Below are 16,909 nucleotides of genomic sequence, written 5' to 3'. Positions count from 1 at the left end.
TTGAACCGGGTTTTCAAACGCGCGTTCCGGCTATCGATCCCCGATTATCTCGTCCAGCTGCGCATGGAGGAAGCCTGCCGGTTCATCAAGGAGCATCCGTTCGTGCTGATCAAGGAAATCGCCGAGCACGTCGGCTATGCGGACCCTTTCTATTTCAGCAAGGTGTTCAAGCAGTATACCGGATACAGTCCCAGCGATTACAAAAACAAAGCCGAACAGCCGCTCATTCGATCGCCAGCAGCTCGCGGATGTCCCGCTCGGTGAGCGCGGAAAGCGCCTCTTCGCCGGGCCGGATCACTTCCGCGATCAGCGATTTTTTCTTCTGCTGCAGCTCGTGCATTTTCTCCTCCACGGTGCCTTGGGCGACGAGGCGAATGACCTGCACGACTTTCTTCTGGCCGATGCGGTGCGCGCGATCCTCGGCCTGCCGCTCCACGGCGGGATTCCACCAGAGATCGTACAGCACGACCGTATCCGCGCCCGTCAGGTTGAGCCCGGTGCCGCCGGCTTTGAGCGAAATGAGGAAAAGATCGCGCTCGCCTTCGTTGAAGCGCGCGCAGATTTCGACCCGCTCGGAAGCCGGCGTGCCGCCGTCCAGGTAAAAAAACGGCACGCCCCGATAGCCGAGCTCGCGGCCGATCAGCCCGAGCATCTCCGTGAATTGGGAGAATACGAGCATCCGCCTGCCCGCGCTGCGACAGTCCTCGATCGTCTGCAGCAGCTGCTCAAGCTTGGCCGAGCCGCCCGCATAGTCTTCGACGAACAGCTCGGGGTGGCAGCAGATTTGGCGCAACCGCGTCAAGCCGGCCAGAATTTTGATCCGGCTCTTCCGAAAGCCGTTCTCGTCCAAATGCTTCAGCGTTTCGCTCCGGAGCCGGGCCAGGTAAGCCGCGTAAAGCTTCTTCTGCTCCGGCAGCAGCTCGGACACCTGCATCGACTCGATCTTCTCGGGAAGCTCCCGAAGCACGTCGCTTTTCAGCCGCCGCAGCAGAAACGGGCGGGCGCGCCGCGCGATCGTCTCGCGCGAAAGCTCGCCGAACGCTTTCCGGTCCGGAAAAAGTCCGGGAAAAACCGCGTCGAAAATCGACCGCAGCTCCTCCAGCGAATTTTCGATCGGCGTTCCGGTGAGCGCGAACCGGTGCTCGGCGCGCAGCGACTTGACCGTTCGCGCGGTCTGGGTGGCGTCGTTCTTGAACGCCTGCGCCTCGTCCAGAAAAAGCGTATGGAACGAAAGCTCCGCATAACGCGCGATATCCCGGCGCAGCAGCGGGTAGGAGACGATGACGGCGTCGACGTTCGCCGCTTCTTTCAAAGCCGCGATCCGTGCGGATTTGGCGCCGTCGGCGGCGATCGCCCGGACGCCGGGCGCGAATTTGCGCAGCTCGCTCAGCCAGTTGTACATGAGCGAAGCCGGCGAAACGATGAGAGCCGGCTGCTTGCGGGCTCGGATTTCCGGGAGCGCGGAGACGAGGAAGGCGATGCTCTGCACCGTTTTTCCAAGTCCCATATCGTCCGCGAGAATGCCGCCGAACCGGTAATGGGCAAGCGTCTTGAGCCATTGGTAGCCGAACTGTTGATAGTCCCGCAGCACGGGCGAAAGCGATCCCGGCACGGGAAAATCGAGATGATCCGGATTCCGTAAATGCGCAAGCAGCCGCCGGATCGACTTGCCCAGCCGGACGATGCCGCCGCCCTCGCGATCGCGGGCATCGAGCAGGTGAAGCGCGCGGGCGGCGGGAAGAGCGAACGAGTCGCCGATCCCGGTTTTGCTTTCGGGCAGCCCGATCTCGTTCAGGAAGCGGATCATTTCTTGAAACTCGGCCGAATCCAAAGGAAGCAGCGCGCCGTTTGGCAGCCGGTGGTATTTTCGTTTCTCGGCAAGCGAACGGATGACGTCGCGGATTTCCGATTCGGGAATGCCGTCCATCCGGAAGCGAAACTCCAGCCAATTCGTGCGCTCATCCAGCTCCGCCGAGATGTTCGGCGACGGATTTCCGGCGTACAGTCTTTCTTTGACGGCGGACGTGGCGTAAATTCGGGCCAACTCTTCCAACTGCGGCACGATAAAATGCAAAAAATCGAACTCGCTCTCTTCGTCCTGCATGAAAAAACCGCTCTCGGTTTTGGCGAACGCCGCCGCCTCCAGCAGCTCCAAAATCCGCGCTTCCTTCTCCCCGTCCCGCACGAGAATGCGGGCTTCCCCCCGGCGCGCGTCCGGATCTTCCAGCGGATTGATGACGATGTCGCCGTATTGGAACTCCAGTCCGACCAAAAGCCGATCCCGGACGCGGTCCAAATAAACGCGGGCGTCCAAAGGGGACTGCACGATGCGGTCGGAAACCGCCCGCGCGATGTGCACTTCTCCCAGCTTCATCAGGCCGGGGACGACCCGTTCCATGAACGGCTCCATCTGCCGCGGCGGAATCCGGAGCCGGTCCGCTTCGCCCACTCGCATCGTTTTCTGCAGTTCGGCCAGCCGTTTGCCTTCCTCCGGGCCCAGCTTCGCGAAGCCCCCTTCCGTCAGCGCCATCCCGTACGCTTCGAGAACGTGAATGTCGTTCAGTCCGCGGATGTCGAGCCGATAGCTCCCGTCTTCGTCCCGATCGAACTCGAACCGCAGCGGAAGCGGCTTGTCGGCATAGCGAACGCCGTCATGGACGCGCTCGCCTTGCCTGATCTTCGCGCGCGGCGCTTCGGCCAGCCGGGAGGCGACCGCCTCCCAGGCAAAAGGCGGGATCGGCAGCGTCCGCGTATCGCCGACTTCGCCCGTGTACAAGGCGCCGGCCGCTTCGCGCTGCAGCTTCTCGTGGCGCCGGACCTCGATGAGCGCGGCGAAAACCGCGTCGTCCGCGGCGGCGAAGCAATGCCGGGCCGGATCGTATGCGAAATGGCGGGAGACGGCCAGCTCTTCCCCCCGTTCGTAACGGCCGAGAAACTCCCGGATGTCCGGCACGGCGTGTTGGCCGGACGGCCCGATCCGAAGCTCGATCCCGAGCAAATGCCGGCGGGGGCCGGCCAGGTACGGCGCGACGACAAACTCGGCTTCCAGCGGCGTTCGGGTTTCGAACAGGGATCGGGAGCCTCCGGAGGTCCGCGGCCGGTGCCGAAACAAGTCCAGCACGCGATTGACCCGCCGCGTCTCTTCCGCGTCCGGGGGAGCGTCGGCGTTCGTCGCTTCGGACGCTTCGGACGCTTCGGACGCCGGCCGTTCGCCGGCCGGCTCCCCGAATCGCTGGTTCGCCAAGATTTGCAGCAGAACTGCGGCGACGTGCTTGCAGTATTTATCGAACGAAAAGTTCGCGGAACAAGCGCATTCCGCTGCGACATTCCCATCCCGCCGAATTTCGACGACGACCCGGCAATTGCCGTTGTCCTTCACGGCCGCTTCGTAAACCGAGCGCCCGGCATCCGTCTCGGCGAGGGTCAGCGATACCTTTCCCGCCCTCCGGCAGGCCTGTCCCTTCCGGTAAGAACTCGCTCCGCATAGCGATTGAATCATCCGTTCCGTAAGTTGAACGCTCATGTCTTGTCCCCTCAGCCTCTTCCCTCATCCGAATGAGGCGCGATAAAACTCCGTTTTCTAATAGTAACAGAAATCGCGGCCGGAAGAATATCCGGCTTGCCCGGCATCAAACGAGTGAAAAATCGAAACAACGGATACCCCCGCCCGAAACGCCGATCCATAATATTTTGAATTATCTGAATATATACAAACTTTGGTTGTGAATCCATGCAGAGGCGGCGAGGTGAGTCATTTTTACTCAAATTCAGGCAGCTTCATGCGTTGGACGGGGCGAGATGAGTCACCACGACTCATCTGGATCGACCGCGGACATGCGGAGGCGGCGAGGTGAGTCATTTTTACTCAATTGCTTGCGGATGGCGGGTGAGTTGTACGCGTCGCAAAGAACCTTCGAGCCGACCCGCGTTCGGCTTCGAAGGTTCTTTTGCCTGCCTGCTGTTCGCTCCGCCGTCATCCTTCTTCAAGGGGCTCGCGTTCGAGCTGCTTTTCGTTTTGGCCTAGCTTCTCCAGACTCCATAGCCGAGCTCCCCATAAAATGGGACGAACGGCGTCACTCGATGACGATTTCGCCGAACCCCCAACTCCCTGATCGCGGCCCGGACGATCTTGACCCCGTACCGGTGCCCCGGTGATCCTCGCCAATGCCGTAAGGGGGAGCCGGTTTCGGTCAGGGCAGCTACGCCGCGGGGTTCGGCGCAACCGCGGGCTCAGCGCAACCGGGGCCTAACGCCGCCGCGGGATCAGGAGCTTTTCCTGGCGGCCTTGAGCCGGGCCAGCTCCGCCTGCACCTCGTCCTGATCGGACCAGTCCGACAGGCGGGCGGACATCGAATCCATCGTCCGATAAGCTATCGTCCCCGCTTCAAGGCGCATCACCTTTTGCTCCATTCGCTCGAAGCCGCGCGAAATTTTTCCGGCATCAGCCGAGGACACGGCCGCCGTCGCGCGCAAAGCGTTCATCGCGTTCGTCCGCGCCAGAAGGAACGTCAGCTTGTCGCTCAGCTCCTTATGCAGGTCCAGAAGCCGCTTCAACTCTTCGCGCAGCGCCAGCGTTTGTTTCCGGACCGCATCGCGCTGCTCCAAATACGTTTGCTGCAGCTTCGAATGGTGCAGCTTCTCCTGAATGGCAAGCGAAGCGATGTCGTCCTGGTCACGCTCGACGGCAAGCTCGGCCTGGCGGGCGCGTTTGTCGATGACCTGGCCGTTTTTCGCCACCAGCACGTCGTAATGCTGTTCGGCCGCAAGTTGAGTTTCCAGTGCCGAACGGGTTTTGTCGATCTGCTCCTCCAGCTGGCGGATATAATGCTTGGCCATGCTGACCGGGTCCTCCACCCGATCGAGAAGACGATGTACGTCCGCGGCTGCGATATCTTTTGCTCTAGAGAAAATTCCCATTCCAATCAGTCCTCCTTATGTTGTTGGCGTTCCCATTCGTCCAGGAACCGGCCCCGGCTTGCGCGCGTCTCTATCGAAGAAGGGAATACGGTAATCGCTCCGGGCGCTTCATGCCGGCGATTATTCGCGATTCTCCTGTAAACCATGTAAACGACGACCATCATCGCGATCCCCCACAGGGGCGTAAATAGGCTCATGGCGCAAAAAGCGGCGAATACGGCTCCCGTCCATCGGAGGATTCCCTTCGCCTTGGCGAAAAGAACGATGCCGCCGATCAGGAACGCGATTCGAAGCAGGACGGGCCATGACGAATCCATGCCGAATTCCGGGCGACCCTCGGATTTCATAAAGGGCGCGTAGCCGCGATGACCGTGGCGGAAGACGTCGTTCCATTCCTGGCCGGGATGGGGAGCCGAACTTTAAAAACCGCCAGAACGACCAGAACGGAAATCGCACCGATCGCGATACCGATTAAAACCGAAGATCGTTTCATTGCACTCACCTCCTTTCCGTTGTCGACGCGCCCGTGCCGCTCTCGTTCCTTTTTTCCCGGCGACCGGGCTGTCGTCTATGTCTGTATGGTAAGGCTGGAACCTTTAATGAAACTTAAAAGGTTTTTTTCGGGCGGAACGAGCCGTTCTTGACAAACGACCCGGACCGCGCATACATTCGTATACATACGGAAATTCTGTACGTTCGCATACGGGAAAAGGAGGAAAACCGGTTATGCGCGAGGGAAGACATGGACACGGCGGGCATCGGGGGCATCGGAACGAGTTTTTCGACAAGCGTTTGGAGCTGTCAAGGCGCTATTCGTTGCCCATGGACGAGCAAACGCAAAAAAAGCGACAGACAAGGAGACGAAATCCCCAGTCTGTCGCCGGCAAGCGATAGTGCTGCCTTATTGGGCCCCGAATTCCTCCATCGCGTTGCGTACGTCATAATCGCTTAAATCGAGTTCCAGAGGCCGATCCAACGCCAGCTTCGCCAACTGGCTTCCCAAATAAGGCCCGACCGTCAAGCCCGACGCCCCGAGCCCGTTGGCCGTCAGAAGACCGTTCCAGCCCGGGATCGCGCCGATAACCGGCAGAAAACCCGGGGTAAACGGGCGAAACCCGACCCTCATCTCGCTAAACGTACTGTCGGACAAGCCCGGAGCCAGGGCCAAGCCTTTCTCCAATAGCTCCCGCATTCCGCCTGCGGTGATCCTCGTATCGTAGTCTTCGATGTCGTTCTCGTGCGTCGCCCCGATGACGATTTTCCGTCCTTCGAATGCCAGCACGTATTGATCGGTCGGCGGGATCAGGACGGGCCAGGCGCCCGTGTCGTGCTCCCCATGAACTTGAAGGTGCATGATTTGCGCTTTCTGATAGCCGACCTTGAAGCGGATGCCCAATGGCCGCATCAGCCGGCTCGCCCAAGCGCCCGCGCAAACGATCGTGACGTCGGCCTCGTAGCTCGTTCCCCCGACGGCCGCTCCCGTGACGCGGTCGGAGTCGTACGTAAGCGCCGCATCCCCGCGGATCAGGACGGCTCCGTTTCGTTGCGCCGCCCGGATCAACGCGTCGCGTAGCGCGCGGCCGTCTACGCGGGCAGCGCCGCCGATCCGGACGGACGAATAGCCTTCCGCCAGCAATGGAAAGAGATTCCGGGTCTGTTCCTCGTCCAGGACGGCAATCTCGCCGATCTCCGGAGCGTCTTCTTTGCGCAGCCGCGCCCGCTCCTCCAGCTTGCCGATTTTCTCCAAGTCGCGATGAACGCCAAGGGCGCCGACCCGGGCATAGCCGGTTTCGGTCTCCCCTTCTTCCTGCAGCTGTTCCACCATCTCGGGATAATATCGCGCGCCTGCTTTCGCCAGCGTGTACCATGCCCGATTGCGCCGCTGCGACAGCCAGGGGCAAATGATGCCGGCAGCGGCGTCCGTGGCTTGTCCTTGATCCTTGCGGTCCATGAGGAGAACCTCCGCCCCCATTCGGGCCAACTGGTACGCGGTCGACGCGCCGAGGATTCCCGCTCCGATGACGATGACTTTTTTCATGGGTCTTCCCTTCCTCTAGGTGAACCGGATTGCTTTAGGTTCGCTCGATATCGTCCTTCTTCCATTATACAGAATGCCGACCGCCTTCGCGGCCAATCAAAAAAGTCCCGAAGAACTTTCGTTCTCGGGACGGATTCCATACTTGATCATCCAAGCCGGTTCGGATCGTCGAAACATCGCGCAGAGCGCTTCCCCAACAACAATATCAGCCGTGCCCGCAATACGCAAGACACGGCTGACGCGCTTCTCCGAAGCTTAAGGTTGATCGACCAGCACGAGCAGCGAAGAGAACACTTCGCGCGGAACTCCGGGCGTATTGACTCCGTCCACCTTGTTGATCGGCGTGTTCTCGATCTCATACCGGCCCAGTTCGCCGTTCAGCGCCACGGCCGTAGAGGAGCCCCCGCCGTCCATGTTGATGGCCTGGTATGCTCCCAATTCCTTCATGTACAGTCCCAGCTCCTCGATATAGAAGCCGGTCGAATCGTTGGCCCCGCGCCCGTCGACCACCGCAAACAGCACCGTGCCGTCGCTGCGGATACCGGCCGCCGTCCGCGGATGACGTTCGGCATGCCGGTAATATGTTTGCTCGTCATAATTCGGATCGTTCGGATCCGAAATGACCAGACCATTGAAATCCTGGGCGACGCCGTTCTTCACAATCTGGAACTGTCCTCCGGAAGCCTGGACCAGGTCGTCTTTGACCGCTTCCCAATCCGCATCGTAATTGCCGATCATCGCGGTTCCGTCCTTGCGGATGCCGAAGAATCCGTGGAACGGATACTGCTTGCCGTCCACGCCCGAAATGCGGACCCCGTTAATGACTGAAGATCCGTCTTTAATCATATAGCCCTCCGGGCCTTCCTCGGTATAAAACTCTCCGTTCACGCCCGCCACGACTTTTTTGCCCGGGATGACGGTGGTGGCCGCCTGGACATCGACGGTTGCCTTGATGGTGTCGTGCCCCTCGCTGTCTTCGGTCCGGATATAGTTGCCTTTCGCATCGGTCGGCGGGATCTGGTTGTCCTTGACGCCGACGATAATCGTGTTCTGCGGCAGCGTGATGTCCGCTTCGATCAGGTTGGCTTTTTGAATATGCCCGTTCGCGTCGACGAAATCCATCTTCCGGTGTTCGACGCCCGCGGACAGTTCCACGGTTTCGTCCCGGAACACCCGGTAAATGATCGAATTGGCTTCATCCTGCGGAAGCTCCTCGAAAGCTTGCAGGAACGGAAGGCCGGTCGCCGCGTTCATCTCCCATATATCGTCGAAGTTCCAGCCAAGCCGATCCCGATAGGTGGATGCGAGACCAAGCTCGCCGTCGGTCACGCTCTGTCCCTGGTTATTGCCGCTTGTTCCGCCCGCGACCGTCTGCCCTTGCACGAGAGCATTCGCCGAGGCGATGTTGCCTTCGAAGGTCGGACTGCCGTTGATCCTGCCCGCGATGCGGGCGATGCTGCTCCCGCCGTCGTTGGCGATCGTGCCCGCCGTCAGCGCATTGTTCCGGATCACCGCATCGGTGTAGGCGTAGCCGGACAGTCCGCCCGTATTGTTGCGCAAGGAATACACATCCGGAACCGCATAAGAGGTCGACAGCGTGGATCCGCCTTCGGATACCGCCACCAGGCCGCCGCTCTCGCCTCTGGCCTTCACGACGGCGTCGGAAAACACGTTTTTGATGACGCTGTAGTTATGAGCGGCGATGCCGCCGCTGCGGTAGCTGCCGACGATCATTCCGGTTACGAAGCTCTCCCGGATCGTCCCCCGGTTTTCGGCGGCGATGCCGCCCGCCCAAAAGCCCGTATCCGTCGTTTTGCCGACGACGGCGACATTCGTAAAGCCGATGCGGGAGATCGTCCCTCTGTTTTCGATGATGAAGCCGACTTTGGGACGGCCGGCATCTGCAACGACGGTCAGCCCGTCGATCGTATGCCCGTCTCCGTCCAGCGTTCCGCTAAACGTGTCAAGGGGAACGAAGTTCCCGGTCAGCTCGATATCCGCCGTCAGCCTGAAGTGGCCCGACGGGTTGGCGCGAATCAGCTCCAGGTCCGCCGCCGTCGCGAGCTCGACCGGCTCCGGTTCGTCCGCGAACTGCAGGACGGGACGTTCGAGCTCGGCGCTCATTTCCCAGACCGCGTCAAAATCCCAGTCCAGATCGCTCTCGTACGTCGTCTCCAGCTTCAGCGCGGCATCGGTCACGGAAAGCCCCTGATGATTGTTCAGCGTTCCGCCTGTCGCCCCGACGCCCTGGACGAGGGCGTTCTCGGAGGCGATATTGTTGATCAAGGAAGGCGCGGTGTTCAGGCGGCCCGCAATTCGGCCGATGTTGCTGCCGCTGCCGTTGTCGATCGTGCCCGCCAGCACCGCGTTATTTTCGATGACCGCGCCCGTGTAGGCATAGGCGGAAATGCCGCCCGAATTGTTCAGTTCCGAATAGACGTCCGGAATCGCATAGGATGAACGAATCGAGGAACCGCTCTCCGATACGGCAACGAGACCGCCGCTCTCGACTTTGGCGCTGACGGCCGCTTCCGCGTACACATCCTGAATTTGGCCGTAGTTGGTTACCGCGATCCCGGCGCTGCGGTATCCGCCGGCAATCGTGCCCGTGACGTAGCTTTCCCGGATCGTTCCGGTATTTCTCGCGACGATGCCGCCCGCCCAGTATGTGGAATTGGCGCTCAGTCCCGAAATGTCGACGTCGACGAACCCGATCCGCTCGATCGTCCCTCCATTGTCGACGATAAAAGCCGCCTTGGGCTGGCTTCCGCTTGCCGCGATCATCAGGCCGTAAATCGCGTGGCCGTCTCCGTCAAGCGTTCCGGTGAACGAGGGAATCGGCGTAAATTCACCCGTCAGCACGATATCCGCCGTCAATCGGAAATCACCGGAAGGATGGTTCCGAATTTGCTCGAGCTCCGCGGCGCTTCCGATCGGAATTACGCTCTCCGCCGATGCGGAGTTCGGCGCGGCGGAAGCCAGGATCAGGGATAAAAATACGAAAACAGACAATGCGAATTGCGAGACTTTCCGGAATGAATCCATTTCTTTTCCTCCTCGGCGATCGTTATTCGTTGTTCACCCATACCGGCGCTGTGGCCGCGAATTCCCCGTCTTCCTGATAGATTTTCGCAAAAAAATACCGGCTTTCGCAGGTCAAGCTAACCTTATACTCCAAATGCCGGCCGTCATGTTCGATCGCATGGAGCACTTCGCCCCGCTCGCCGACAATTTCCGCCTTGACGATCCGGCTGCCCGACTCCGGTCCGAACAGCGCCTTGATCTCGAATTCCAGTTCGCCCGTACGCGGAATGATCGAGCCCATAATGGCTCCGTTCACTTTGAACCATACGTGCAAGTGAAGCGCCGACGTAAAATAAACCCGGCGATGCCGGACCGCGTCGAAGAAGTGCTCGCGGGTCAGCTTTTCGACAAGTACGCCCGTGCGAAGCGTATTTTCCGTCCCCCATTGGCCGCGATGATTGTCCTGACTGCCGACCGGCGCCACATGCCAGCCCTTATCCAGCGCCAGGACGTAATAGTAGAGTCCGCCCAGTTCCTTGGATTCGATGGTGTTGATTTCGATCAGATGAAGCACTTCGTCCAGTTCCGGATCGTACGGCTCGAAGCCGTCCAGATGACGATTGCCGCACGACCAGGGGTGGTTCCACTGCTGGATCGAATCCGGGTACCGCTTCACGATGTCATAGTAAGCCGGAATCTCGTTGAGCTCGGTCTCGTAAGCGTTGAGGAAAAACTCCATGTTGTACGTGTTCATATGCCCGAACTGGTTGTACCAGGTCGTCTCCGCGCCGAACAGCGCCAGGAACGCGCCGTCCTCGGTTTTCTCCTCCGCGGTCCGTTGAATATCCGCCCACTTGCGGCTCCTGTTCCAGTCCAGATTGTGATCATACAGATTGCTATGCTCGGTAATGGCCAGAAAATCGAGCCCTGCCTCGTATCTGGCGTAGTCGTAAGCTTGCTCCGGCACGCCGATGCCGTCGGAGAACCCGGTATGGCTGTGCAGATTGCCGAAGTAGATTCGATATTCGCCGTTTTCGGGGGCGGGCAAAGCGGCAGGCTTCGGCCGGGGCGCGGGCAGCGGCGTCCGGCGGACGAAGGCCAGCCAGCGGATCATCAATGCTTGTCCGGGATCGACGGAAGCGAGCGTCAGGTAGACGTCGTGAACCCCTTTCAGCAGCGCCGGATTCTCATGCTTTAAGCTGCCGGCCAGAACGGACCAGCGCTTCCACTGCTTGAACAGCACGAGCTCTCCGATCTTCTCGCCGCGCAAATCGTCCGCTCTCACTTCGAGCGTAACCCGCTTCGACTTGTCGAGATCGGCGAACCCGAATTCTCCGCGCAGCTGATCGACGCCCCCTTCGGTAAAATCCACGCCGCGGTACAGAAGGTAGCTGCCGGCTTCGCCGCTCAGGACGACGCGGTCCGTCCGCCCCGTTTCGATCTCGTCCGTCTCGGCGGATTCGAAGCCTTGCGCCCGATCGTACGAAACAGCGGCGAACTTCAGCGGCGAACGCCGGGAGGCGGCTGCCGGTTCCCGTTCCGCCAGCGCCCGGCCGAACGCCTGGAAATGGCGAATCCCCACGGTCTCCCCCGTCGAGCAGTACGTAAGCGTTACCCGGATATAGCGGGCTTCGAAGTCCGTCTCGTATTGCTCCCCTCCGGCATCGGACTTTCGGCGCTCCGTTTTCTCGACAACGGTGTCCCAATTAAGCAAATCCCGGCTGTGCTCGATAAAATAGGTTGCGACTCCCTCCGTCCCCGCCTCCGTCTCGATGCGGAGGCGTTCCACCCGGCAGACCCGCTCCAGATCAAGCTGCCACCACACGTAGTACGGCGCGCCCGCCCAATGCGTATCGTCCCGCCCGTCCACCGCGAACCCGGCTTCGGTGCCGTCCGCCGCATTTTCCGCCGTCGCGCGCTTGCCTTCGCTCAGCAGCCCGGCATCCGCCGTAGGTTGACGATGATGATGTTCCAACGTCTTTCTCTCCATTCGATTAGATTGAGTAAATAGCTCGGGAGCTTCGCCGGCGCCGTCAGACCCGGTCAGCCCTTGACGGCCCCCACCATGACGCCTTTGACGAAATGCTTCTGCACGAACGGATACATGATCAGCATCGGAAGACTCGATACGACGATGACCGCGTACTTCATTCCCTCGGCCTGCAAAATTTGATCCATCAGGCTCGCGCCGTCGCCCCCGGCCATGTTGGACATATCCTCCTGAATCAACAAATTCCGGATAATCATTTGCAGCGGCAGCCGCGAGTGATCGTGAAGATAGATCAGGGCCGGAAAATACGAGTTCCAGTGCGCGACGCCGTAATACATCGTCATGACGGCGACGATCGGCATCGACAGCGGCAGCACGATCCGAACCAGCGTGCCGACATTGCTGCAGCCGTCGATAAAGGCCGCCTCCTGCAGTTCATAGGGAATCGAGGTTTGAAAATACGTTCGCATGACGATCAGGTTCCACACGCTGACCGCGCTCGGAATGACCATGACCCACAGGTTGTCGTACAGTCCGAGCATGTTTTTGTAAGTCAAATAAGTAGGCACCAGCCCGCCGTTGAAAATCAGCGTAAAAGTAAAGATCAGCGCCAGCGCGTGCCGGCCTTTCAGATCCTTCCGGGACAGCGCATAGGCGCCCATCGTCGTCATCGCGATATTGACCGCCGTTCCGACGACCAGATAGATCAGGGAGTTGCGATAGCCCATCCAAATATCGGGATTCCGGAAAACCTTGCGGTAAGATTCCAGCGTCACGTCCTGCGGCCACAGCCACAATCGGCCTTTCACGATCGCCAGGGGATCGCTGAAGGAAGCGCTGACGATATACAATAGCGGGTACAGCGTTGCGAGCATGACGATCGCGAGAACCGTATAGACGACAACGTCGAATAAGCGATCCCCCCGGCTCTTCGTCTTAGGGTTGAATTCCATGTATCGCTTCCTCCATCACCACAGGCTGGTGCCGCTTTTTCTTGCAATCCGGTTGACGGCGACAATCAATCCGAAATTGATGACGGAATTGAACAGGCCCACGGCGGCGGAAAAGCTGAATTGCGAACCCAGCAGGCCGATCTCGTACACATACGTAGAGATGACGCTGGACGAGCTGCGGTTCAAATCGTTCTGCATCAGGAAAATCTTCTCGAAGCCGACGTCCATGATAGAGCCGAACTGGAAGATCAGCATAACGATCGCCGTCGGGATCAGGCATGGAACGGCGATATGGAGAAGCCGCCTGAATTTGCTTGCGCCGTCGATCATCGCCGCTTCGTACAAACTCTTGTCGATGCCGGCCAAAACCGCGATATAGAGAACGGAGCTGAACCCCATGTTCTGCCACACGTCGGAGAAAACATAAATGGATTTGAACAGCTGCGGCTCCGTCATGAAGTAGACCGGTTCTCCGCCGAACAGGCGGATCGCCTGATTGACGAGTCCCGTCGAAGGCGACAGAAAGGCCATCACGATGCCGACCAGCACCACCGTCGACAGAAAATGCGGCATAAAGGCGACGGCCTGAACGCTTTTCTTGAACCATTTTCCCCGCACTTCGTTGACCAGGAGCGCAAAGAGAATCGGCATGGGAAAGGCGACCAGTATCTGATAAATGCTGATTTCCAGCGTATTCCGAATAAGCGTCCAAAATTGATAATTGTCGAAAAAACGCTCGAAGTGCTTAAAGCCGACCCATGGGCTTCCCCATATTCCTTTGGCGGCGGAGAAATCCTTGAACGCGATCTGTATGCCGTACATCGGCAAATATTTCAGGAGCAGAAAGTAAACGACAACCGGCAGGACGAGCAGGTACAAATCCCAATTTTTTCGAATGGAGCGCGGCAACAGCGTTCTCGCCGCCGGCCTCTCCGAACTCGCTGTCATGTAAACACTCCTTCGGCGAACGGTTCGCTATCCGCGGGAACGAGGGCGCTCCGGAACCCGTCCGGAGCTGCCCTTCATTCGCTTTCGCTTGCCTGCCGCTCAGCTTTCCCGGTAGCGGGTATAGGCGGCTTCGTAAATTTCCGTCAACCGGCTAAGCCCCATCTTCTCCAGCTGCTCGACGTACGCGTCGAATTCATCGAGCGAAGCCTTGCCTTGCACGAACTCGGCGGTGCGCTGGGTAACGTAGCCGTAAATGTCCGCTTCCAGCGCCAGCTTTTCCGCAGCCTCCTCTTCGGTGAAGCTGAACGGCGCCCACAGCTCCTCCGGCAAATAGGGACGCAGATTTTCCGCGGCTTGCTTGGCCGCCGGTTCCGTTTCTCCTCCCTTGAAATACTCTTCCAGAATCAGCGTAGGCAGGGAGCCGCCCGCATAGGGCACATACTTCGATACCACCTGGTCGAAGGAGGACCCCTCCGGGATGTTGTTTACGATTTCGGGCAGAAACTCGTAACTGCCGTCGGCGTTCTTCCGGTAGGATTCGCCCTCGATGCCGAGATACAGCATGCGAATGCCTTCTTCGCTGTAGAAATAGTCGATCCAGCGCATCGTAGCTTCCGGATTTTCGTTCGTTTTGCCGATCAGGAACGCGCCTCTGGAGCCGATAGGTCCCCGCGCGCTCGTAAACAGCTTGTCGCCTTTCGGCCCCTCAAGCGCCGTATCCAAACCCGCGTAATCGTCGGCATTCGAATTGGCTCGGGCCACGATATTGCTGAACGAGAAGCTGCCTACCCGATTTTCTTCGTTTTTGGCCAGCACCTTCGTGCCTTCGTTTGTGAAAATTTCCGGGTCGATCAGTTTTTCCGCATACAGCTTGTTCAGATAAGCGAGCAGCTCCTTGTAGCCGTCGCTGGCCGGAATGAACCGCAGTTCGCCCGAAGCGGGGTCCGCGTCCCAGTTGACGTTGCCGACGCCTCGATTGCCTAGGCCGAACGCTCCGCGAAGCACGAGCACAAGATCGTCCAGGGAATCCGCGGTCATCGGAATTTCGTCCGTTTGCCGGTTGCCGTTCGGATCCTGATCCCGGAACGCCTTCAGAACCTCGTACAGCTCGTCTGTGGTCGTCGGCGATGCCTTGCCGGTCGCGCGCAGCCAGCTTTGATTCAGGAACAGTTTTTTCGTAATTTCGATGCTTGGAGAAGCCGTGAGGTTCGGCAAGGCATAAATACTGCCGTCTGCCGTAGCGATGCCTTTCTTGACGTCCGGGTATTTGTCGAGGATCGCTTTGAAGTTCGGGGCATATTGATCGATCAGGTCGTTCAGCTTGAGGAAGGAGCCTTCGGCCCCGTACTTGTCGATATCGTTGTCCGGCATCTTGACCCGGTAGAACATATCCGGGAGCTCGTCGCTCGCCAGCGCCAGGTTACGTTTTTCCGTGATGTCCGCCGACGAATATTCATCCCATTCGATATGAATGCCGGTCATCTTCTCGTATTCCTGCCAGACCCGGATTTCGTTCCATTCGCTCGGTTGTGCCGGGCTCAGCTGAACCATGGCCGTAAGCGTCAGCGGTTCGTTCACGATGGGAAACCCTGTCGGATTCAGCGCTTCCGCGCTCGCGGGAGCGGCGTTCGAGCCGGCGGGCGCCGACGATGACGGCTCCGCGTTGCCGCCGCTGCAGCCGGCGAGAACGATAGCAAGCGTCAATCCCGTCGCGAGAAAAGAAGAAAATGTCTTTTTCAAAGGTCGTTCCTCCCTGCCTATCGATTCTTTTCAGAAAAGTTATTTTTGATTATTTTGAATTTTCGGATTATAATGACTGTACGTTTTCCTCGTCGGCCATGTCTTCGTTTTTCGTCCTGTGTTTGCTTTAAATGATAGAAATGCCCCCTTGCCCCCGAACCCGTCGGGATCGTCGTCTTTTATGTAAAATCCGGCCGATCGACGGCCGTCGATCGGCCGGATTTTATCTCGGGATGGCTACCTGTTTTTTTTCCGCAAAATTTGCCGGTACCGGTATTTGTACCTGTCGCTGCGGACATAGCTTTCGCAATATTCGATGTTCCGCTGCTGCGCCTTCGTCACGCGGGTAAGATGCATGACGGCTGCGTTTTTCTTCAATTGGAGCAGCGGAACGAGCTCGGCCGGGCAGTTGACCGCCTCCGATTCCACCTCGGCTTCCTCGGCCATCAACCCGGAACAGCGGAAGATCGTCAGGTATAGGCCTTCCTTCTCCAATTGCTCTTCCCCCGCTCCTTCCATGACGGACCAAGGCGTGTACGCCCGCTCCCACGCGAACGGTTCGTTCCCGATCAGCCGAAGCCTAGTGAGCTCCCATACCGGCTCCGACGGGGCGAGTCCGAGCAGCTTTTGCAGCTCCGGCGACGGCGAACAGGTCTTGAAGCTGAGAATTTTAAAATCCGAGGTCAGCCCTTCCTTCTCGATCTCCTCGGACAAGCTGTAGGAGCTTGTAAATTCATTGACGAAACGGGGAACCGATACGAAAGTGCCCTTGCCCTGCTTGCGGACGAGATAGCCTTTCTGGACGAGCTCCTTCAGCACTTCCCGCACGGTGATCCGGCTTACGCCGTATTCTTCGCACAGTTCGCGCTCGCTTGGAATTTGGGCGCCCGGAGACCAGACGCGCCGCTCGATCTTTTCCAGCAACGCGCTCCTCAATTGGTATTGCAGCGTCACCGGAAGCTTATCATCTAGCAAATCGGGTTCCTCCGCCTCATGACATTTTGGAACGGCCATCAAGTTTAACCTGTATGCAGAAGACTTTTTATCCGCCGTAACTGGTTATAACATTATAATATATCAACTAGATCGTCAATAGAGTTTACACAAGTTAACTATATTTAACGCCCGTTTTACGATTCGTTCTTCGGCGGGTTTTCCCGTATAAAATCATAGCAGCGCATGCCCGAATAGGGCATGCGCTGCTCGTCTTGCCTCGCTTATTGTTAAGCTTGAACCATTTGCATAAAGGGGCACACCTGTGTAGGCGTAGGCGTGCCCCTCCTATCTAAGCCCGAAGGA

Annotated in this window: 12 protein-coding genes; 1 reads left to right on the top strand and 11 read right to left on the bottom strand. The window is 58.9% G+C overall.

Going from position 1 to position 16,909, the window contains the following annotated elements:
• Window positions 1–264 carry a helix-turn-helix transcriptional regulator gene (locus B7E11_RS14290; RefSeq protein ID WP_080835764.1) on the top strand — a complete coding sequence of 88 codons (264 nt, stop codon included), beginning with the start codon at window positions 1–3 and terminating at the stop codon, window positions 262–264.
• On the opposite strand, the gene B7E11_RS14285 is transcribed toward B7E11_RS14290, so the two are convergent.
• From B7E11_RS14285 to B7E11_RS14240, 11 genes are all read right to left on the bottom strand, one after another.
• Complete coding sequence (locus B7E11_RS14285; protein ID WP_080835761.1) at window positions 224–3,523, bottom strand: DEAD/DEAH box helicase; 3,300 nt, start codon at window positions 3,521–3,523, stop codon at window positions 224–226. The two genes, B7E11_RS14290 and B7E11_RS14285, sit on opposite strands and share 41 nt — an antisense overlap.
• 740 nt (window positions 3,524–4,263) lie before the next feature.
• On the bottom strand, window positions 4,264–4,917 hold the full coding sequence (locus tag B7E11_RS14280) for a PspA/IM30 family protein (protein WP_080835758.1): 654 nt from the start codon (window positions 4,915–4,917) through the stop codon (window positions 4,264–4,266).
• A 5-nt stretch (window positions 4,918–4,922) separates the two neighbouring features.
• Window positions 4,923–5,234, bottom strand: a complete 312-nt coding sequence (locus B7E11_RS14275) for a hypothetical protein (protein WP_139787202.1) — start codon at window positions 5,232–5,234, stop codon at window positions 4,923–4,925.
• Window positions 5,235–5,260: 26 nt separating this feature from the next.
• Window positions 5,261–5,410: a hypothetical protein gene (locus B7E11_RS29575; RefSeq protein ID WP_176220757.1), complete on the bottom strand. Its 150-nt coding sequence runs from the start codon at window positions 5,408–5,410 to the stop codon at window positions 5,261–5,263.
• 408 nt (window positions 5,411–5,818) lie between these two features.
• Window positions 5,819–6,955, bottom strand: a complete 1,137-nt coding sequence (locus B7E11_RS14270) for an NAD(P)/FAD-dependent oxidoreductase (protein ID WP_080835754.1) — start codon at window positions 6,953–6,955, stop codon at window positions 5,819–5,821.
• A gap of 255 nt (window positions 6,956–7,210) precedes the next feature.
• Window positions 7,211–10,000: a phosphodiester glycosidase family protein gene (locus B7E11_RS14265; protein WP_080835751.1), complete on the bottom strand. Its 2,790-nt coding sequence runs from the start codon at window positions 9,998–10,000 to the stop codon at window positions 7,211–7,213.
• Window positions 10,001–10,022: 22 nt separating this feature from the next.
• Window positions 10,023–11,954 (bottom strand): CehA/McbA family metallohydrolase, encoded by a 1,932-nt coding sequence (locus tag B7E11_RS14260; protein WP_176220756.1) that lies wholly within the window; start codon window positions 11,952–11,954, stop codon window positions 10,023–10,025.
• Between the two features lie 68 nt (window positions 11,955–12,022).
• On the bottom strand, window positions 12,023–12,922 hold the full coding sequence (locus tag B7E11_RS14255) for a carbohydrate ABC transporter permease (RefSeq protein ID WP_080835732.1): 900 nt from the start codon (window positions 12,920–12,922) through the stop codon (window positions 12,023–12,025).
• 15 nt (window positions 12,923–12,937) lie between these two features.
• Window positions 12,938–13,870, bottom strand: coding sequence for an ABC transporter permease (locus B7E11_RS14250; RefSeq protein ID WP_080835729.1), 933 nt, complete (start codon window positions 13,868–13,870; stop codon window positions 12,938–12,940).
• A gap of 99 nt (window positions 13,871–13,969) precedes the next feature.
• The gene (locus B7E11_RS14245) at window positions 13,970–15,610 is read right to left on the bottom strand and encodes an extracellular solute-binding protein (protein WP_080835726.1); all 1,641 of its coding nucleotides are present in this window, start codon (window positions 15,608–15,610) and stop codon (window positions 13,970–13,972) included.
• A gap of 237 nt (window positions 15,611–15,847) precedes the next feature.
• Entirely contained in the window at window positions 15,848–16,585 is a 738-nt protein-coding gene (locus tag B7E11_RS14240) for a GntR family transcriptional regulator (RefSeq protein WP_080835722.1), read from the bottom strand.
• Window positions 16,586–16,909 lie beyond the last annotated feature (324 nt).

Source organism: Cohnella massiliensis (assembly GCF_900169535.1).
Lineage (GTDB): Bacteria > Bacillota > Bacilli > Paenibacillales > Paenibacillaceae > Cohnella > Cohnella algarum.
The sequence above is the reverse complement of the archived record's forward strand: the minus strand, read 5'-3'. Positions and strand labels throughout refer to the sequence as shown.